The 18,542-nt window shown below is 59.0% G+C and carries 16 protein-coding genes and 1 pseudogene; 14 read left to right on the top strand and 3 right to left on the bottom strand.

Annotated features, from left to right (window positions below; translation table 11 throughout):
• The 3 genes from B2W52_RS05260 to B2W52_RS05270 form a co-directional block, all read left to right on the top strand.
• Positions 1-1,001, top strand: a 1,001-nt coding sequence (locus B2W52_RS05260) for a sodium-dependent transporter (RefSeq protein WP_286801778.1), incomplete at its 5' end; no start/stop codon positions are given.
• Positions 1,002-1,073: 72 nt separating this feature from the next.
• Complete coding sequence (locus tag B2W52_RS05265; protein ID WP_008171509.1) at positions 1,074-1,520, top strand: type II toxin-antitoxin system RatA family toxin; 447 nt, start codon at positions 1,074-1,076, stop codon at positions 1,518-1,520.
• The gene (locus tag B2W52_RS05270; RefSeq protein ID WP_053113045.1) at positions 1,517-1,807 is read left to right on the top strand and encodes an RnfH family protein; all 291 of its coding nucleotides are present in this window, start codon (positions 1,517-1,519) and stop codon (positions 1,805-1,807) included. Before B2W52_RS05265 ends, B2W52_RS05270 begins: the two co-directional genes overlap by 4 nt.
• On the opposite strand, the gene B2W52_RS05275 is transcribed toward B2W52_RS05270, so the two are convergent.
• A complete protein-coding gene (locus tag B2W52_RS05275; protein ID WP_053113044.1) occupies positions 1,801-2,127 on the bottom strand; it encodes an outer membrane protein assembly factor BamE in 327 nt (108 codons plus the stop codon). The two genes, B2W52_RS05270 and B2W52_RS05275, sit on opposite strands and share 7 nt — an antisense overlap.
• Positions 2,128-2,249: 122 nt before the next feature.
• On the opposite strand from B2W52_RS05275, the gene fur reads away from it, so the two are divergent.
• Positions 2,250-2,660: a ferric iron uptake transcriptional regulator gene (gene fur, locus B2W52_RS05280; protein WP_008171512.1), complete on the top strand. Its 411-nt coding sequence runs from the start codon at positions 2,250-2,252 to the stop codon at positions 2,658-2,660.
• A gap of 104 nt (positions 2,661-2,764) precedes the next feature.
• Here the strand turns inward: fur and recN are convergent, their stop codons facing one another.
• Positions 2,765-4,444, bottom strand: a complete 1,680-nt coding sequence (gene recN / locus B2W52_RS05285) for a DNA repair protein RecN (protein WP_273068899.1) — start codon at positions 4,442-4,444, stop codon at positions 2,765-2,767.
• Between the two features lie 255 nt (positions 4,445-4,699).
• Here recN and grpE point away from each other — a divergent pair, with 255 nt between their 5' ends.
• The 7 genes from grpE to greA all read left to right on the top strand — a co-directional run bounded on the left by grpE (position 4,700) and on the right by greA (position 14,467).
• Positions 4,700-5,299, top strand: a complete 600-nt coding sequence (gene grpE, locus B2W52_RS05290; RefSeq protein ID WP_008171515.1) for a nucleotide exchange factor GrpE — start codon at positions 4,700-4,702, stop codon at positions 5,297-5,299.
• Positions 5,300-5,391: 92 nt separating this feature from the next.
• A complete protein-coding gene (gene dnaK / locus B2W52_RS05295; protein WP_286801780.1) occupies positions 5,392-7,317 on the top strand; it encodes a molecular chaperone DnaK in 1,926 nt (641 codons plus the stop codon).
• 78 nt (positions 7,318-7,395) lie between these two features.
• The gene (dnaJ, locus tag B2W52_RS05300; protein WP_286801781.1) at positions 7,396-8,532 is read left to right on the top strand and encodes a molecular chaperone DnaJ; all 1,137 of its coding nucleotides are present in this window, start codon (positions 7,396-7,398) and stop codon (positions 8,530-8,532) included.
• A 26-nt stretch (positions 8,533-8,558) separates the two neighbouring features.
• Positions 8,559-9,359, top strand: coding sequence for a 4-hydroxy-tetrahydrodipicolinate reductase (gene dapB, locus B2W52_RS05305; protein ID WP_273018473.1), 801 nt, complete (start codon positions 8,559-8,561; stop codon positions 9,357-9,359).
• A 194-nt stretch (positions 9,360-9,553) separates the two neighbouring features.
• Positions 9,554-10,684 carry a glutamine-hydrolyzing carbamoyl-phosphate synthase small subunit gene (gene carA / locus B2W52_RS05310; RefSeq protein WP_008171520.1) on the top strand — a complete coding sequence of 377 codons (1,131 nt, stop codon included), beginning with the start codon at positions 9,554-9,556 and terminating at the stop codon, positions 10,682-10,684.
• 80 nt (positions 10,685-10,764) lie between these two features.
• The gene (gene carB / locus B2W52_RS05315) at positions 10,765-13,983 is read left to right on the top strand and encodes a carbamoyl-phosphate synthase large subunit (protein WP_273068901.1); all 3,219 of its coding nucleotides are present in this window, start codon (positions 10,765-10,767) and stop codon (positions 13,981-13,983) included.
• A gap of 4 nt (positions 13,984-13,987) precedes the next feature.
• Positions 13,988-14,467 carry a transcription elongation factor GreA gene (greA, locus tag B2W52_RS05320; protein ID WP_075267597.1) on the top strand — a complete coding sequence of 160 codons (480 nt, stop codon included), beginning with the start codon at positions 13,988-13,990 and terminating at the stop codon, positions 14,465-14,467.
• Positions 14,468-14,543: 76 nt separating this feature from the next.
• On the opposite strand, the gene yhbY is transcribed toward greA, so the two are convergent.
• Positions 14,544-14,855 carry a ribosome assembly RNA-binding protein YhbY gene (gene yhbY / locus B2W52_RS05325; protein WP_008171523.1) on the bottom strand — a complete coding sequence of 104 codons (312 nt, stop codon included), beginning with the start codon at positions 14,853-14,855 and terminating at the stop codon, positions 14,544-14,546.
• 386 nt (positions 14,856-15,241) lie between these two features.
• Between yhbY and ftsH the strand changes: the two genes are divergently transcribed.
• From ftsH to glmM, 3 genes and pseudogenes are all read left to right on the top strand, one after another.
• Positions 15,242-17,185 carry an ATP-dependent zinc metalloprotease FtsH gene (gene ftsH, locus B2W52_RS05330; RefSeq protein WP_169702170.1) on the top strand — a complete coding sequence of 648 codons (1,944 nt, stop codon included), beginning with the start codon at positions 15,242-15,244 and terminating at the stop codon, positions 17,183-17,185.
• A gap of 96 nt (positions 17,186-17,281) precedes the next feature.
• A complete protein-coding gene (folP, locus tag B2W52_RS05335; protein ID WP_008171527.1) occupies positions 17,282-18,112 on the top strand; it encodes a dihydropteroate synthase in 831 nt (276 codons plus the stop codon).
• A pseudogene (glmM, locus tag B2W52_RS05340) lies at positions 18,112-18,542 on the top strand (phosphoglucosamine mutase); the annotation flags it as partial. The gene folP and the pseudogene glmM, both read left to right, overlap by 1 nt.

An 18,542-nucleotide genomic window follows, 5' to 3' on the forward strand; every position in this document is an offset into this window, starting at 1 on the left:
GGGCCATCAACCATATTCTGGCCATGCATCCCGAGGACCTTTCCTGGGAAAGCCTGAAAGCCGCATTGTTTCATGCCTTTTTTACGCTCGGGCTCGGTATGGGTGTCTGGGCGATACTGGGCTCGTACACCACGCCTCAAACCCGTCTGAAGCGTTCGATTCTGGCCGTGGTGCTGATGGATACCCTGGTGGCGATCCTGGCTGGCCTGATGATCTTCGCGATCGCAACAGACGGCAACAGCTTTGACGGTGAACGGGGCTTCAGCCTGCTCTTTGTTTCCATGCCGGTCACGCTGGCCCAGTTGCCCGCGAGCCAGTTCGTGATCGCCGCTATTTTTCTGCTAGTGGTGCTGATTGTCTGGACCACATCCCTGAATCTGCTGGAGCCCATCGTGGGCTGGTTTCGTGAGTGGACCGGGGCGCCCAGGGCACTGTCGGTGCTGCTGATTGGTCTGTCGGTGTGGCTGGCCGGGCTCGCGTCTCTGCTGTCGTTTAATGTCTGGGCCGAGGAGCGGATGGGCGGCGCCACCATGTTCCGCTGGCTGGAGCTGATCACCGGTGGCCTGCTGATTCCGCTCGTGGCCATCTTGATTGCGCTGTTTACCGGCTGGTGCCTGACCCGGCACCTTTCGGGTACCATGCTCGGCGCAACGCCAAGACTGTTCGCCAGCATCTGGTTCTGGGTGATGCGCCTGGTGCTGCCCCTCGTTGTTGCGTGGATAGGGATCCAGTACACGGCCTTTTCACTGGCTAACCTGTGCAGCAACGGTAATGTTGCAGCCTGGTGCGATCAGCCCGCTGCCATGGTCTCGGACGACGGGGAAGTGCCAGCGAGAGATCGGCCTTTTGCCGCTACGCCGGCCGAGCCGGAGGAGAAAGCCGCCGAGGCCGAGAAGACAGCGCCCGTGTCAGACCAGAAGCCGCCGGGGGTGGAGGAAAGTGGTGGTAAGTCAGGCGAAAAAGCCCCAAAACAGGACGATATCCTTTATGATAGCGTGTGATTGAGGCTGTCTTCCTCTCCAGAAGTCTGCAACCTTTTCACAGCGTGTTTGCAAGCAGGACAACCGGTTCCAATGCCCCATCAGATTGATAAAACAGCTTTGGTTATGCACTCCGCCGAGCGCATGTTTCACCTGGTGAATGACATCGCCCGTTACCCGGAGTTTCTCCCCTGGTGCGCTGGCGCGGAGATTCATGAGCGCCAGCCCGAGCAGGTGACAGCGTCGCTAGAAATCGCCAAGGGTGGGGTGCGGCACACGCTCACAACCCGGAATCAGTTGCTGATGCCTGAGGCGATCGAGATGAACCTGGTGGATGGCCCTTTTCGCAACCTGACCGGTCGATGGCATTTCAAATCCCTGGACGAGAACGCCTGCAAGGTGATCCTGACCCTGGAGTTCGAATTCTCCGGATCGCTTTCAAGGATGACCTTCGGGCCGGTATTCAGTCAGGCGGCCAATACGATGGTGGATGCCTTTTGCCGGCGCGCTGATGAGCTCTACCGGAAGGAGGGTGCATGATTCAGGTGGAAGTGGCCTATGCCCGGCCTGACCGGCAGGAAATTGTGCCGGTAAATGTGCCCGAGGGCACAACTGCCCTGGAAGCGGCCAAGCTGTCTGGGATCAGTGATATTTTTCCGGAGATCGATCCGGATACGATTGATATGGGCGTGTTCGGGAAGGTGATCAAGGACCCGGCCGCCCATGAACTGCGTGAAGGTGACCGGGTGGAACTGTATCGCCCGCTGAAGATCGATCCGAAGCAGGCGCGACTGAATCGGGCGAAAAAGAAAGGTCAGGCTCAGTAGGCCGGCGTTTCTTCCAGCAGTTGTGCCTCGTAATAGGCGTACTGGTCGTTCTCGTAGTACACGATAATGCGCTGTTCCTGGATGTCCCCGCCTTCTCTCTGGAAGGTATACACGTAGTATTCGCGGGAGGGGTCAACCGGGTTGAGCATGAGCGGTGTTCCCATCACGGCGTGCACCTGGCTGCGTGGCATGCCCTCGGTCAGCTGCGTCAGCTCCTCATCGGTAACGATGTTTCCCTGCTGGACGTTGATTTTGTAGACGCCCGGGAAAACGCAACCGGATAGAACGAAAGTGAGAATGAGAGCTGTGAGCTTTTGCATCGCCGGGGGAAATCCTCTATCTTGAAATCGCCTGCCAGAGGCAGGTGTGACACGGGTTAACCGTTCAATGGCGGCTTCATCATACCGGAAGCCGTGAGGCACACCAAAGAGTGAATAGTAACATGTCATCCGAAAACGCCGAATTACGAAAAGTCGGTCTGAAAGTGACTCTGCCGCGGGTCAAAATCTTCAATATTCTGGAGACCGCGGAGGAGCATCACCTCAGTGCCGAAGATGTATACAAGAAGCTTCTGGAGCAAGGCGATGACGTGGGGCTGGCAACAGTCTACCGGGTGCTGACGCAGTTTGAAGCAGCAGGGCTGGTACTGCGCCATAATTTTGAGGGCGGCCATGCCGTGTTCGAGATGGCTGGAGACGACCACCACGACCATATGGTGTGCACCCAGACGGGTGAGGTAGTCGAGTTTGTCGACGAGGTCATTGAAGAGCGACAAAAGAAGATTGCCGAAGAGCACGGTTACGAAATCGTCGACCACAGCCTGATTCTGTACGTAAAGCCGATCAAGTCCTGAGCCCGGCTCGGGTCGTTGGCTGAAGGAACGAAAAAAGGGGCGGGTTTTTGGCCCGCCCCAACAGCTCTCAGGATCGAGAGGGGTAGTGGATCGTTGCTCGCAGTTCAGTGATGGGTTGCCTGCCCCTTTGAAAACATTTCCCTGGCATGAGCGATCGTATGTTCGGTCATGTCCACGCCTCCCAGCATTCTCGCCACTTCACTGATTCTGCCCTGATCGTCCAGCGTCTCGATTTTCGAGAAGGTGGCATCCTGCTCGGTGAACTTGCTGACAAACAGGTGCTGATGACACTGGGCGGCCACTTGCGGCAGGTGGGTGACGCAGAGCACCTGCCCGTTGCCGCCAAGAGTCCGTAACAGTCGGCCAACCACCTCGGCCGTGCCGCCACCAATGCCGACATCCACTTCATCGAAGACCAGTGTGGGTGTGGTTGATGTCTGGGCAACCACCACCTGGATGGCAAGGCTGATCCGCGACAGTTCGCCGCCGGAGGCTACTTTGGCCAGTGGCCGCGCAGGCTGCCCCGGGTTGGCGCTGACCAGGAATTCAATCTCTTCCAGTCCGTGGGGCGCCGGCTCCCCACCGTTGCTGCGGTTCAGGTGTGTAATGAACTGCATGTTGGGCATGCTTAACTGGGCGAGCTCCGCCGCGACCCGCTGATCCAGTTCGGCGGCGGCCCTGGCGCGGGCCTCTGACAGCTCCGCGGCCAGCTCATCGAAGCGTCCGCGCTGGCTGTCCAGCTCTGCGGCCAGCTGCTCCAGGCTGCCTTCGCCACCGTCCAGCTCGGCCAGCTCCGCACTCAGGCGCTGATGCAGTTCCGGTAATTCTTCCGGTGTGATCCGGTGTTTGCGGGCCATCTGGTAGATGGCGCTCAGCCGTTCTTCCACTTCCGCCAGTCGAGCCGGATCGGCCTCGTAGTCCTCGACGAAATGGCGAAGGTTGTCGCCGGCCTCACTGATCTGGATCTGGGCTTCGTTCAGCATCTGGATCGTGTCTGCCAGTGCGGGAACATCCACCGGAAGCTGCTCCAGCTGCTGTAACGCCTGGCGCACCAGATCCACTGCGCTGGTTTCATCTTCGGTGCAAAGCAGGGCGGCCTGATGGCTGTTGTGCAGAACCGTATCCGCCTGGCTGAGCTGCGCCTGTTCCTGTTCCAGGTTTTCCTGCTCGCCCGCTTCCAGGGCCAGACGATCCAGTTCTTCCACCTGATACCGCAAAAGCTGGAGTTTGGCCTCTGCTTCATCGGCATTCTGCTGGCGTTCGGTCAGCCGCTGGCGGATCTGGTTCCAGGATTTCCAGGCTTCCCGTGTTTCAGCGGCCAGGGTCTCAACGCCGGCGAACTCGTCCACCAGCTTGCGGTGGGTTTCCTTGCGCAAAAGAGACTGGTGCTGATGCTGGCTGTGAATATCCATTAGCACACCGCCCAGTTCCTTGAGGTGGTTCAGGGGGCAGGGTTGGCCATTGATGTAGGCGCGGGAGCGGCCATCCTTGCTGATGACCCGGCGCAGGATGCAATCGTTGTCGTCATCCAGCTCGTGTTCTGCCAACCATTCGGTTGCCTCGGGAATGCCGGATACGTCGAAGGTCGCTGTGATGTCGGCGCGTTTGGCGCCATGCCGGACGGCGCCGGCATCGGCTCTGCCACCCATGGCCAGGCCGAGGGCGTCCAGAACGATGGATTTTCCGGCGCCGGTCTCGCCGGTCAATGCGGTCATGCCCTTGCTGAACTGGAGTTCCACCCGTTCAGCGATGGCGTAATTGGAAACCGTAAGTTGAGTCAGCATGCAGATAACCTCCGCGTTGTTCCTGAAACCGGCAAAACACTGTGGATGTATACAGTGACTGTGAATATATACAGGGTTTTTGTGGTTTGCAAACCTGAGGCAGGTATTTTCTTCAGGATTGCAGGCTTTGGTGGTTGAAACCTGGAGAGCGGGCCCCATATCCGTTCGCAACGACATTTTCCGGCTCGAGGCGGCCGGAGCCCATGTTCAACCGGCCACTGACAGCGGGCCGCTTTAGATGAAGCAGGAGTAGCCATGAGCACTGACGAGAACCGCAACGAGCATGAGGAACTGAACGAAGCCCTCGAGGCTGCGAAAGAGGAGGCCCAGGCCGCTGAAGGCGAAGCCGGCGACAACGAAACCTCCGAAGTGGAAGCGCTCCAGGCTCAGGTTCAGGAATTCCAGGAGCAGATGCTGCGCTCCCAGGCGGAAATGCAGAACGTGCGCCGTCGGGCCGAGATCGACGTTGAGAAGGCGCACAAGTTTGCCCTGGAAAAGTTCGTCAAGGAGCTGTTGCCGGTAGCTGACAGCCTTGAGAAGGCGGTCGAGAGCACCGAGGGTCACGATGAGTCCGGCGAACTGGTTGCCTCAATTCGCGAAGGCGTGGAAATGACCCTGAGTCTTTTCATGTCCAGCCTGAAGAAATTCAACGTTGAGCAGATCAACCCGGTGGGCGCACCCTTCGATCCCCAGCATCACGAGGCCATGTCCATGGTGCCTGCGCCGGATGCCGAGCCGAACAGCGTGGTAGCCGTGGTGCAGAAAGGGTATCTGCTGAATGGTCGTGTTGTGCGGCCGGCCATGGTGGTGGTCGCGAAAGCGGAAGATGCACCAAAAATTGATGAGCAGGCTTGAAAAGCCGATTAAAGCGCCAATATAGCCAGTAAATAGCGAAAGCGGAGGCAAATGGCCTCCTGGAAAGCATTCAGAAGAATTGGAGTGACTCAATGAGCAAGATTATCGGTATCGACCTGGGAACGACCAACTCTTGTGTAGCCATCATGGATGGCGACAAGGTGAAGGTAATCGAGAACGCCGAGGGTGATCGCACCACCCCGTCCATCATCGCCTACACCGACGATGGTGAGACCCTGGTTGGCCAGTCAGCCAAGCGCCAGGCGGTTACCAACCCGAACAACACCCTGTACGCCATCAAGCGTCTGATCGGTCGTCGTTTTGAAGACGATGTGGTCCAGAAAGACATCAAGATGGTGCCCTACAAGATTGCCAAGGCAGACAACGGTGATGCCTGGGTTGAAGTGAAGGGCGAGAAAATGGCGCCGCCGCAGGTGTCTGCAGAAGTTCTCAAGAAGATGAAGAAGACTGCAGAAGACTACCTGGGCGAAAAAGTGACCGAAGCCGTCATCACTGTTCCGGCCTACTTCAACGACAGCCAGCGTCAGGCTACCAAAGATGCAGGCAAGATCGCCGGTCTGGAAGTGAAGCGGATTATCAACGAGCCGACCGCAGCAGCCCTGGCTTATGGCCTGGACAAGAAGAGCGGCGATCGTACCGTGGCGGTATATGACCTGGGCGGTGGTACCTTTGACCTGTCCATCATCGAAATTGCCGATGTTGACGGTGAGCACCAGTTCGAGGTTCTGGCCACCAACGGTGACACCTTCCTCGGTGGTGAAGACTTCGACCTGAAGATCATCGAGTACCTCGCAGACCAGTTCAAGAAAGACAGCGGTATCGACCTGCGCGGCGATTCCCTGGCGATGCAGCGTCTGAAGGAAGCGGGCGAGAAAGCCAAGATCGAGCTTTCCAGCAGCCAGCAGACCGACGTTAACCTGCCGTACATCACCGCAGACGCGTCTGGTCCCAAGCACATGAACGTGAAGCTGACCCGTGCCAAGCTGGAATCTCTGGTAGAAGACCTGGTTCAGCGCAGCCTCGAGCCGTGTAAAGTGGCGCTGCAGGACGCAGGCATGAAGGCAGGCGAAGTCGACGAGGTTATCCTGGTCGGCGGTCAGACCCGCATGCCGCTGGTGCAGGAAAAAGTGAAAGAGTTCTTCGGCAAAGAAGCTCGCAAGGACGTTAACCCGGACGAAGCTGTGGCGATGGGTGCTGCCATCCAGGCGGCCGTTCTCTCCGGTGATGTGAAGGACGTTCTGCTGCTGGACGTAACCCCGCTGACCCTGGGTATTGAAACCATGGGCGGTGTGGCAACTCCGCTGATCGACAAGAACACCACGATTCCGACCAAGAAGTCGCAGACGTTCTCCACAGCGGACGACAACCAGACCGCGGTAACCATTCACGTGGTTCAGGGTGAGCGTAAGCAGGCTTCCCAGAACAAGTCGCTGGGCCGTTTCGATCTGGCTGATATTCCGCCGGCAGCGCGTGGTGTGCCGCAGATTGAAGTTACCTTCGATATCGACGCCAACGGTATCCTGAACGTGTCCGCCAAAGACAAGGCGACCGGTAAAGAGCAGTCAATCGTGATCAAGGCCTCTTCCGGTCTGAACGATGACGAAATCGAGAAGATGGTGCAGGACGCCGAGGCCAACGCCGAGGAAGATCGCAAGTTCGAAGAGCTTGTCCAGGTTCGCAACCAGGGCGACGCGATGGTTCACGCCGTTCGCAAGACATTGAACGAAGCCGGTGACAAGGTCAGCGACAGCGAGAAAGAGTCCATCGAAGCGTCCATCAAGGAGCTCGAAACCGCTCTGGAAGGTTCCGACAAGGAAGACATCGAAGCCAAGACTCAGAAGCTGACCGAGGTCTCTTCCGAGCTGGCTCAGAAGATGTATGCAGATCAGGCGGATCAGACCCAGCAAGCCGGTGGGCAGGAAGAAGCCCAGGGCCAGAAGTCTGACGATGCTGTCGACGCTGAGTTCGAAGAAGTCAAAGACGACGACAAGCGATAAATCTGACGTACATCAGGTAGTTGGAAAACGCGGGGAGATCCCCGCGTTTTCCGCGTTTAAAAACAGGGTTTTAAAAGCATGGCCAAGCGCGATTATTACGAGATTCTCGGGATTTCCCGGGACGCGGACGAGAAGGAAATCAAGCGAGCCTACCGAAAGCTCGCCATGAAGTACCACCCCGACCGTAACCCGGACGACACCGAAGCCGAGAACAAGTTCAAGGAGGCCAGCGAAGCCTACGAAGTACTGGCAGAGCCGTCCAAGCGGGCTGCCTACGACCAGTTCGGCCACGCCGGCGTCAACGGCCAGGCCGGTGGCGGCGCCGGGGCCGGTGGCTTCGGCGGTGGCGGCTTCGGCGATATTTTCGGAGATATCTTCGGCGATATCTTCGGCGGCGGTGGGGGCCGTCGCGGTCCGGCCCGCGGCGCGGACCTGCGCTACACCCTGGAGCTGAGCCTGGAGCAGGCGGTGCACGGCTGCGAGGAAAAGATCCGCGTGCCCAGCTGGGACCCCTGCGAGGTCTGTGACGGCTCCGGCGCCAAGGCCGGCGAGCAGCCGGTGACCTGCCCGACCTGCGCGGGCATGGGTCAGGTGCGCATGCAGCAGGGCTTCTTTACCGTACAGCAGGCCTGTCCGACCTGTCGGGGCTCCGGCCAGATCATCAAGAACCCCTGTAAGGCCTGTCACGGTCAGGGCAGGGTTCAGGAAGAGAAAACACTGTCGGTCAAGGTGCCGCCCGGCGTTGACACCGGCGACCGCATTCGCCTTTCCGGTGAAGGCGAGATGGGCGTCGATGGTGGTCCTCCCGGAGATCTGTATGTGCAGATAGCCGTGCGGGAACATTCCATCTTTACCCGCGATGGCCGCAACCTCTATTGCGAAGTTCCCATCAGCATCGTTGATGCCTCTCTGGGTGGAGAGCTCGAGGTGCCGACACTGGATGGCCGGGTGAAACTGAAGATTCCACCGGAGACCCAGACCGGCAAGCTGTTCCGCCTTCGTAACAAGGGTGTCAGCCCGGTTCGTGGTGGTCCTGCTGGTGACTTGCTGTGCCGTGTGATCGTGGAAACGCCGGTGAATCTGACCAAGCGCCAGAAAGAGCTGCTGGAAGAGTTCCAGAAAACTCTGGACGCCAGTAACGGCACAGAGCACGGCCCGAAGAAGACCTCCTGGTTTGAAGGCGTGAAAAGCTTCTTCGACGAAATGAAATTCTGATCGGCGCGACAAGAAGGAACGCGAGCATGAGGGTAGCAATCATCGGCGCCGCCGGGCGCATGGGAAAAGTCCTGATTGAAGCCGTTGACGGCGCCGAGGGTCTCGAGCTGGGTGCCGCCGTGGTCGAGCCCGGCAGTAGCCTGATCGGCGCCGATGCCGGCGAAATGACCGGGATCGGCAAAACCGGCGTCAAAATGGCCGGCAGCCTGGCCGATGTGAAGGATGATTTCGATGTGCTTATCGACTTCACCTTCCCGGACCTGACTCTGGAAAACGCCGAGTTCTGCAAGGCCAACGGCAAGATGCTCGTGATCGGCACTACCGGCATGTCCGACGCCGAAAAGCAGCAACTGGCTCTGGCCGCCGAGTCCACGCCCGTAGTGTTTGCGCCCAACATGAGCGTGGGTGTTAACGTCGTCCTCAACCTGCTGCGCACCGCCGCCGCAACCCTGGGTGACGACTACGACGTGGAGATTATCGAAGCCCATCACCGCCACAAGAAAGACGCGCCCTCGGGAACGGCCCTGCGCATGGGTGAAGTCGTCGCCGATGCCCTCGGTCGTGACCTGAAAGAGTGTGCCGTCTATGGTCGTGAGGGCTTCACCGGCGAGCGAACCCGCAAGGAAATCGGTTTCGAAACGATTCGGGCGGGGGATGTGGTGGGTGATCACACCGTCTTGTTCGCCACCGAGGGTGAGCGTATCGAGGTGACCCACAAGGCAAGCAGCCGGATGACCTTTGCCAAGGGTGCCATGCGGGCCGCTTTATGGCTGAAGGATAAGCCGGCCGGGCTTTATGATATGCAGGACGTGCTGGACCTCAAGTGAGGCCATTTCTCGTGGACACAAAGCGCCATATTTTTTACAATAAGGCGGTTTGACTGCACCAAGCGTACCTTTGCACAAAGATTCTGAAAAAGCGGGACCGAGTTAAGACTCCGTCTCGCTTTTTTGCAACCTGAATTTGCGCTTGCGTTCCTGTTCGTGACGAACCGATACGCCACTCGATGAGGATACAAGCCTTGAGCACACCAGCAATCCTTGCACTCGCAGACGGAAGCCTGTTCTACGGCACAGCCATCGGCGCTGACGGAGAAACCAGCGGCGAAGTGGTGTTCAACACCGCCATGACCGGCTACCAGGAAATCCTGACCGACCCGTCCTACTCCCGCCAGATCGTGACCCTGACCTACCCGCATATCGGTAACACCGGTGTGAACGAAGAAGACATTGAGTCAGACCGCATCCAGGCCGCCGGCCTGATTATCCGCGATCTGCCTCTGCTGGCCAGCAGCTGGCGTAGCAAGGGAACTCTGGACGATTACCTGCGAAGCAACAACATTGTTGGGATCGCCGACATCGATACCCGCCGTCTGACCCGCATCCTCCGGGACAAGGGCTCCCAGAACGGTGCCATCGTTGCCGGTGAAAACGCCACTGCCGAGCGGGCTCTGGAACTGGCAAAAGCCTTCCCGGGCCTCAAGGGTATGGATCTGGCAAAAGAGGTTACCTCCGACAAGATCTGGTCCTGGAAAGAGACGGAGTGGACCCTGGGCGAGGGTTACGGTGAGCGTGAGGAATCACGGTTCAAGGTGGTTGCCTGGGATTACGGCGTCAAGCTGAACATCCTGCGCATGCTCGCCTCCCGGGGCTGCGACATCACCGTGGTGCCGGCGCAGACTCCGGCCTCCGAGGTTCTGGCGATGAACCCGGACGGTGTGTTCCTGTCCAATGGTCCCGGGGACCCCGAGCCCTGTGATTACGCCATCACCGCCATCAAGGAAGTGCTGGAAACCGAGATTCCGGTGTTTGGTATCTGTCTGGGGCACCAGTTGCTGGCCCTGGCCAGCGGTGCCAAGACCATGAAGATGGGGCATGGCCACCACGGAGCCAACCATCCGGTTCAGGATATCGCCACCGGCACCGTGATGATCACCAGCCAGAACCACGGGTTTGCCGTGGATGAGGCAACTCTGCCGGCCAATGTCGAGGCGACTCACAAGTCCCTGTTTGACGGCACCCTGCAGGGCATTCGCCGGACCGACAAGCCGGCCTACAGCTTCCAGGGCCACCCGGAAGCCAGCCCCGGCCCCCATGATGTGGCCCCGCTGTTTGACGAGTTTATCCGCCTGATGGAGGCGCGATCGGCCTGAGACCGATCGCTACGGAAAGCTCACGGGCGCCGCGTGTTGCGCTGCCAGAATTCAAAAGTTGCTGACAGGTTTACCAAGACATGCCAAAACGTACCGACATCCAAAGCATCCTGATCCTGGGCGCCGGCCCCATCGTGATCGGGCAGGCGTGCGAGTTTGATTACTCCGGAGCCCAGGCCTGCAAGGCGCTGCGCGAAGAGGGTTACCGGGTTATTCTGGTTAACTCCAACCCGGCAACCATCATGACCGACCCGGTCATGGCCGATGCCACCTACATCGAGCCGATCACCTGGAAGACCGTCGAGAAGATCATCGAGAAAGAGCAGCCGGATGCGCTGTTGCCCACCATGGGCGGCCAGACCGCGCTGAACTGCGCCCTGGACCTCGAGCGCCACGGCATTCTGGAAAAGCACGGCGTGGAAATGATCGGCGCCAACGCCGACACCATTGATAAAGCCGAAGACCGGGACCGCTTCGACAAGGCCATGAAGAAGATCGGCCTCGAGTGTCCGCGGGCCACCATCGCCCACTCCATGGAAGAAGCCTGGAAAGTGGCTGACGACATCGGCTTCCCGTGCATCATCCGCCCGTCTTTCACCATGGGCGGCTCCGGCGGCGGTATCGCCTACAACCGCGACGAGTTCGAGGAAATCTGTACTCGTGGTCTGGACCTGTCCCCGACCAACGAACTGCTGATCGACGAATCCCTGATCGGCTGGAAAGAGTACGAGATGGAAGTTGTCCGGGACAAAAACGACAACTGCATCATCGTCTGTGCCATCGAGAACTTCGACGCCATGGGTGTGCACACCGGTGACTCCATCACCGTGGCCCCGGCCCAGACCCTCACCGACAAGGAATACCAGATCATGCGGAACGCCTCGTTGGCAGTCCTGCGTGAAATCGGTGTGGAAACCGGCGGCTCCAACGTGCAGTTCGGCATGAATCCGGACACCGGCCGCATGGTCGTCATCGAGATGAACCCCCGGGTGTCCCGCTCCTCGGCACTGGCCTCCAAGGCCACCGGCTTCCCGATCGCCAAGGTCGCGGCCAAGCTGGCGGTAGGCTACACCCTGGATGAGCTGCGCAACGAAATTACCGGCGGCGTCACCCCGGCCTCGTTCGAGCCGTCCATCGACTACGTGGTCACCAAGATCCCCCGGTTCACCTTCGAGAAATTCCCCCAGGCCGACGCCCGCCTGACCACCCAGATGAAATCCGTGGGTGAGGTCATGGCCATTGGCCGCACCTTCCAGGAATCCCTGCAGAAAGCCCTGCGCGGCCTGGAAGTGGGTTCCGAAGGCTTTGACGAGAAACTCGAAGACCTGGATTCCGAGAATTCCCAGGAAACCCTGACCCGCGAACTGAACGTGCCCGGTGCCGACCGCATCTGGTACATCGGCGACGCTTTCCGGGCTGGCATGACGGTGGAGGACCTGCACGAGCATACCCACGTGGATCCCTGGTACCTGGTGCAGATCGAGGACCTGATCAGGGAAGAGCAGGCGCTGAAGAGTGCCGGCAAGGCCGACATTGACCAGGCCACCCTGTTCCGTCTCAAGCGCAAGGGCTTCTCCGATGCCCGCCTGGCGAAACTGCTGGGCATCTCCGAGGTAAGCCTGCGCAAGCTGCGCCACGATCTGGATATCCGCCCGGTGTACAAGCGCGTGGATACCTGCGCCGCCGAGTTTGCCTCCGACACCGCGTACATGTACTCCACCTATGAGGAAGAGTGCGAGTCGGACGCCAGCGACCGCGAGAAGATCGTGGTGATCGGTGGTGGCCCTAACCGGATCGGCCAGGGCATCGAGTTCGATTACTGCTGTGTGCATGCGGCCCTGGCCATGCGTGAAGACGGCTACGAAACCATCATGATCAACTGCAACCCGGAGACCGTGTCCACCGACTACGACACCTCCGACCGGTTGTACTTCGAGCCGATCACCCTGGAAGACGTGCTGGAAATCATTCACGTCGAGAAGCCCAAGGGCGTGATTGTGCAGTACGGCGGCCAGACCCCGCTGAAACTGGCCCGTGGCCTGGAAGCGGCCGGTGTGCCGATCATCGGCACCAGCCCGGACGCCATTGACCGTGCCGAGGACCGGGAACGGTTCCAGCAGATGATCACCCGCCTGGGCCTGAAGCAGCCGGAAAACGCCACCGTGCGTAGTCACGAGGAAGGCATCCTGGCGGCCCGGGAAATCGGTTACCCGCTGGTGGTACGTCCCTCCTACGTTCTGGGTGGCCGTGCCATGGAAATCGTTTATGACGAGGAAGAACTGGTTCGCTACATGCGCAATGCAGTGCTGGTCTCGAACGACAGCCCGGTGTTGCTAGACCACTTCCTGAACGCCGCCATCGAGGTGGACATCGACGCCATCTCCGACGGTAAAGACGTAGTGATTGGAGGCATCATGCAGCACATTGAGCAGGCCGGTGTTCACTCCGGTGACTCCGCCTGTTCACTGCCGCCTTACACCCTGTCCCAGCAGGTTCAGGACGAAATGCGCGATGCCGTCAAGAAGATGGCCATCGAGCTGGATGTGGTCGGTCTGATGAACGTGCAGCTGGCCTGGCAGGACGGCGAGATCTACGTGATCGAGGTAAACCCGCGGGCCTCGCGTACCGTGCCGTTCGTGTCCAAGGCCATCGGTGTGTCCCTGGCCAAGGTGGCGGCCCGGGTGATGGCTGGCAAGACCCTCAAAGAGCTGGAGTTCACCCAGGAAATCATCCCCAGCTATTATGCGGTGAAAGAGTCGGTGTTCCCGTTCAACAAGTTCCCGGCGGTGGATCCGATCCTTGGGCCGGAAATGAAATCGACCGGTGAGGTCATGGGCCTGGGTGACAGCTTCGACGAAGCCTTCGCCAAAGCCGCGCTGGCTGTTGGTGAGCGTCTGCCGGCCAAGGGCACTGCGTTCATGTCTGTGCGGGATGTTGACAAGCCCGGCGCCGCAAAAGTGGCCCGGGATCTGGTCGAAGCCGGCTTCAAGCTTGTGGCTACCACCGGCACCGCCAAGGCCCTGAAAGAGGCCGGAATCGAGGTTGATCGGGTGAACAAGGTCCGTGAAGGCCGTCCGCATATTGTGGACGCCATCAAGAACGGACAGGTTCAGCTGATCATCAATACCACTGAAGGTCGCAAGGCCATTTCCGACTCGGCCCAGATCCGCCAGTCGGCGTTGCAGACCAAGGTAACCTACACAACAACACTGGCGGGCGGCGAAGCCTTCTGCCGGGCCATCAAGTTCGGCCCGGAGCGCACTGTACGCCGCCTCCAGGATCTTCACGCAGGAAAGTGAGACTATGGCTGACAGAGTACCGATGACAAAGGCGGGCGAGACCCGCCTCCGCGAGGAGCTTCAGAAGCTGAAGTCCGAGGATCGTCCCCGGGTTATTGCGGCGATTGCCGATGCCCGGGAGCACGGCGACCTGAAAGAGAACGCTGAATATCATGCTGCCCGCGAGCAGCAGAGCTTTATTGAAGGCCGTATCCAGGAAATCGAGGGCAAGCTTTCAGCCGCTCAGGTAATCGATGTGACCACCATCGAGAATACCGGCAAGGTGATCTTCGGCACCACGGTACACCTGCTTAACATGGATACGGACGAACAGGTGATCTACAAGATCGTTGGTGAGGATGAGGCGGATATCAAGGCAGGCAAGCTGTCGATTTCCTCACCGATTGCGCGGGCGCTGGTAGGCAAGAGCGAGGGCGATGTGGTCGCCATTCGCGTGCCTTCCGGTACCGTGGAATACGAGATTGAGCAGGTCGAGTACATCTGATCTCGTCTGTGCTGAACGAAAAAAGCCGGCTGGGGTTTTCCCGAGCCGGCTTTTCTGTTTCTGGGTTCCGGGCGGATCAGTGTTTGTGGCGCAACAGGTTGGAGAGCTTGGGGTTCGGCTTTTTGGCCCGGCGCAGTATGACGGCGATCTTGCCGATGGTCTGGACGAGCTCGGCGCCAGAGGATTCGCACAGCGCGGTGATCGCCTCGTGCCGGGTTTCCCGGTCTTGGCTCGCCACCTTGATCTTGATCAGCTCATGATCATTCAGTGCGCGCTCGAGTTCTTCCTGCAGTCCCTCGGAAAGGCCTTTGTCGCCAACAATGATGACGGGCTTGAGGTTGTGGGCAATCGCCCGGTATTCCCGGCGCTGTTCCGGTGAAAGACTCATGATGTAATCTCTTTATTGGTGCAATTAACAAAAGGTCAGCGGCGGAAAGGCTGACTTGAACGTATAATCGACGAATTGTAACAGATCGTTCCGCTGTAAGAATGGCCGTTAACACGTATCGACGTGGGGGCAGCAAGCAGAAGGAACCAACCCGGGTGGCAAGGGTCAAAAGGTTCGCGGAATTGGGGGCGTATTGAGGGTTGCTGTTGTAATTTCAGATATGGCGCCCAATATGAAGGTTAAGGCGACTTTTCATTAAAAAACTGTGTGCTGCGTGTGGCCGATACGGATGGGCCGTTTCTGGTGGACGGGCGTACAATTGGTGTAAGGTGTCAGAAAAGGGTGCTTTGAGAAAGGTTAACCCTACAATTCACAGGTGATGATCCTTGAACGATATGGCAAAAAATCTGGTTCTCTGGCTAATTATAGCCGCCGTGCTGCTGATGGTGTTTCAGAACTTTTCTCCCACCACCACCGGCCAACAAGTCAACTATTCCCAGTTTGTGGAGATGGTCCAGGAAGGCCAGGTCCGTCAGGTCACAATCGATGGGTTGCAGGTTCAGGGTACCCGTGGTGACGGCTCCCAGTTCCAGACAATCCGTCCTCAAGTGTCTGACAACAAGCTGATGGACGATCTGCTCGCGAACAACGTTGAGGTTATCGGTAAGGAGCCTGAGCGCCAGAGCCTGTGGACACAGCTTCTGGTAGCCGCGTTTCCGATACTGATCATCATCGCACTGTTTGTGTTCTTCATGCGCCAGATGCAGGGCGGCGGTGGCGGCAAAGGCCCCATGTCGTTCGGCAAGAGTAAAGCGCGTCTGATGAGCGAAGACCAGATCAAGACCACCTTCGCGGACGTGGCCGGTGTTGATGAAGCCAAGGAAGATGTTAAGGAACTGGTGGATTTCCTGCGAGATCCCAGCAAGTTCCAGCGTCTTGGCGGCAGCATCCCCAAAGGTGTCCTGATGGTTGGTCAGCCGGGTACGGGTAAAACCCTGCTCGCCAAGGCTATTGCCGGCGAAGCCAAGGTGCCCTTCTTCTCCATCTCCGGTTCTGACTTTGTCGAAATGTTCGTGGGCGTGGGTGCTTCCCGGGTTCGTGACATGTTCGAACAGGCCAAGAAGCAAAGCCCCTGCATTATCTTCATCGACGAGATCGATGCTGTTGGTCGCCACCGTGGCGCCGGCATGGGTGGCGGTCATGACGAGCGTGAACAGACGCTCAACCAGCTGCTCGTTGAGATGGACGGTTTTGAGGGTAATGAAGGCGTTATCGTAATTGCCGCTACTAACCGTCCCGACGTTCTCGACCCGGCACTGTTGCGCCCGGGCCGTTTCGACCGTCAGGTTGTTGTTGGCCTGCCAGACATCATTGGTCGTGAGCAGATCCTCAAGGTGCACATGAAAAAAGTGCCCCTGGCGGATGGCGTAGAGCCGGTTCTGATCGCTCGTGGCACGCCCGGATTCTCCGGTGCGGACCTCGCAAACCTGGTCAACGAGGCGGCGCTCTTCGCGGCCCGTCGCAACCAGCGTCTCGTGTCCATGGAAGAGTTCGAGCTTGCCAAAGACAAGATCATGATGGGCGCCGAGCGCAAGTCCATGGTGATGAGCGAGAAAGAAAAGCGGAATACGGCTTACCACGAGTCTGGCCACGCTATTGTGGGTCGTCTGATGCCGGAGCACGATCCGGTGTACAAGGTGAGCATCATTCCGCGCGGCCGCGCTCTGGGTGTCACCATGTTCCTCCCCGAGGAAGACAAGTACAGCCATAGCAAGCGCTTCCTGATCAGCTCGATCTGCAGTCTGTTCGGTGGCCGCATCGCGGAAGAACTGACGCTGGGCTTTGATGGTGTGACGACCGGTGCGTCGAATGACATCGAGCGGGCGACCAGTCTGGCCCGCAACATGGTGACCCGTTGGGGTCTGTCCGAGAAGCTGGGTCCGTTGCAGTATGATACCGACAGCGAAGAGCCGTTCCTCGGCCGGTCTGCGGGTCAGTCCCAGACGGTGTACTCACCGGAAACGGCCCAGCGCATTGATGAGGAAGTTCGCAACATCATCGACAGCTGCTACGAAAAAGCCAAGCAGATTCTGGTCGATAACCGGGACAAGCTCGACATGATGGCCGACGCGTTGATGAAGTACGAAACCATCGATCGTCACCAGATTGATGACATCATGGAAGGCCGCACACCTCGCCCGCCGAAAGGTTGGGGAGACAGTGGTCCCGCTGGTGGCGTCAAGGCCGACGAGCCTGAGACGGCGCCGGAGCCAAAGGCTTCCGATGACGGTCGTCATCCCGGCGTTGGCCGGCCGGCCGGAGAACACTGACGGCTAGCAGCTTTTGGTTATAAAAAGAGTGTAGTTCCCTGCGCCGCCCGGATTCCGGGCGGCGTTTGTTTTTGTCATTGTGAAAAAAGGTTTGCCATGAAAATGAATTTTGCCGGGCGGGAACTGGATATGTCCCGCTGCCACGTGATGGGCGTTCTGAATGTAACACCGGATTCGTTTTCCGATGGTGGCCAATATAACCGGCCGGATGCGGCTCTCGTCCGGGCCAGGCAGATGGTTGCCGATGGCGCCACGTTTATCGACATCGGTGGCGAATCCACGCGCCCGGGTGCCACGCCCGTGTCGTTGCAGGAAGAGCTGGACCGGGTCTGCCCGGTGGTTGAGGCAGCAGCCCGGGAGCTCGACGCGGTTATCTCGGTAGACACCAGTGCGCCGGAAGTGATGGCTGAAACGGCAAAACTCGGGGCCGGCCTGATCAATGATGTGCGGGCCCTGCAGCGTGACGGTGCTCCGGAAGTGGCTGCAAAAGCGGGCATACCGGTTTGCATCATGCACATCCAGGGGGAGCCGGATACCATGCAGGATCGTCCCGAGTACCGGAATGTGCGTCGGGAAGTCAGTGCTTTTCTGACCGAGCGCATCCGCGTTGCGGAGCAGGCCGGAATTCGCCCTGAAAACATCCTGCTGGATCCCGGCTTCGGTTTTGGGAAAAGCCTTGAGCACAACCTGCAGTTGCTGGCCTCCCTTGAGCAGATGCACATCCTCGGGCATCCCCTGCTGGTTGGCGTTTCCAGGAAGTCCATGTTGGGCCATATCACTGGCCGTGAGGTGAATGAAAGGTTGCCTGCGAGCCTTGCGGCCGCGACAATAGCGGCCATGAAGGGTGCCAGTATTATTCGTGTGCACGATGTCAGGGAAACAGTGGACGCTATCCGTGTGGTGGCGGCAGTGAAGGAGGCAGGTTAATGTCCGAGAGAAAGTACTTTGGTACGGACGGTATTCGCGGGCACGTGGGTGAGTTTCCGATAACGCCGGAATTCATGCTGAAACTTGGCTGGGCTGCGGGCCAGGCCTTCAAGCGCGATGGTCAGCGCAACAGCGTACTGATCGGCAAGGATACTCGCCTGTCCGGTTACATGTTTGAGTCGGCCCTTGAGGCTGGCCTTGCGGCGGCGGGTGTGGATGTAAAGCTGCTTGGTCCGATGCCAACGCCGGCAATCGCTTACCTGACTCGCACTTTCCGCGCTTCGGCCGGCATTGTGATCAGCGCCTCCCACAATCCCCACCACGACAACGGCATCAAGTTCTTCTCAGCGGCCGGCACCAAGCTGGACGATGCTCTTGAAGCCGAGATCGAGCGCTGGCTGGACAAGCCCATTGAGGTTTGTGGCCCGAC

It is taken from the genome of Marinobacter sp. UBA2498 (genome assembly GCF_002341575.1).
GTDB lineage: Bacteria > Pseudomonadota > Gammaproteobacteria > Pseudomonadales > Oleiphilaceae > Marinobacter > Marinobacter manganoxydans.

Excerpts from the sequence above, each read along its gene's own strand:
- B2W52_RS05265 (WP_008171509.1), top strand. The coding sequence starts at position 1,074 with ATGCCCCATCAGATTGATAAAACAGCTTTGGTTATGCACTCCGCCGAG.
- B2W52_RS05270 (WP_053113045.1), top strand. The coding sequence starts at position 1,517 with ATGATTCAGGTGGAAGTGGCCTATGCCCGGCCTGACCGGCAGGAAATT.
- B2W52_RS05275 (WP_053113044.1), bottom strand. The coding sequence starts at position 2,127 with ATGCAAAAGCTCACAGCTCTCATTCTCACTTTCGTTCTATCCGGTTGC.
- fur (WP_008171512.1), top strand. The coding sequence starts at position 2,250 with ATGTCATCCGAAAACGCCGAATTACGAAAAGTCGGTCTGAAAGTGACT.
- recN (WP_273068899.1), bottom strand. The coding sequence starts at position 4,444 with ATGCTGACTCAACTTACGGTTTCCAATTACGCCATCGCTGAACGGGTG.
- grpE (WP_008171515.1), top strand. The coding sequence starts at position 4,700 with ATGAGCACTGACGAGAACCGCAACGAGCATGAGGAACTGAACGAAGCC.
- dnaK (WP_286801780.1), top strand. The coding sequence starts at position 5,392 with ATGAGCAAGATTATCGGTATCGACCTGGGAACGACCAACTCTTGTGTA.
- dnaJ (WP_286801781.1), top strand. The coding sequence starts at position 7,396 with ATGGCCAAGCGCGATTATTACGAGATTCTCGGGATTTCCCGGGACGCG.
- dapB (WP_273018473.1), top strand. The coding sequence starts at position 8,559 with ATGAGGGTAGCAATCATCGGCGCCGCCGGGCGCATGGGAAAAGTCCTG.
- carB (WP_273068901.1), top strand. The coding sequence starts at position 10,765 with ATGCCAAAACGTACCGACATCCAAAGCATCCTGATCCTGGGCGCCGGC.
- greA (WP_075267597.1), top strand. The coding sequence starts at position 13,988 with ATGGCTGACAGAGTACCGATGACAAAGGCGGGCGAGACCCGCCTCCGC.
- yhbY (WP_008171523.1), bottom strand. The coding sequence starts at position 14,855 with ATGAGTCTTTCACCGGAACAGCGCCGGGAATACCGGGCGATTGCCCAC.
- folP (WP_008171527.1), top strand. The coding sequence starts at position 17,282 with ATGAAAATGAATTTTGCCGGGCGGGAACTGGATATGTCCCGCTGCCAC.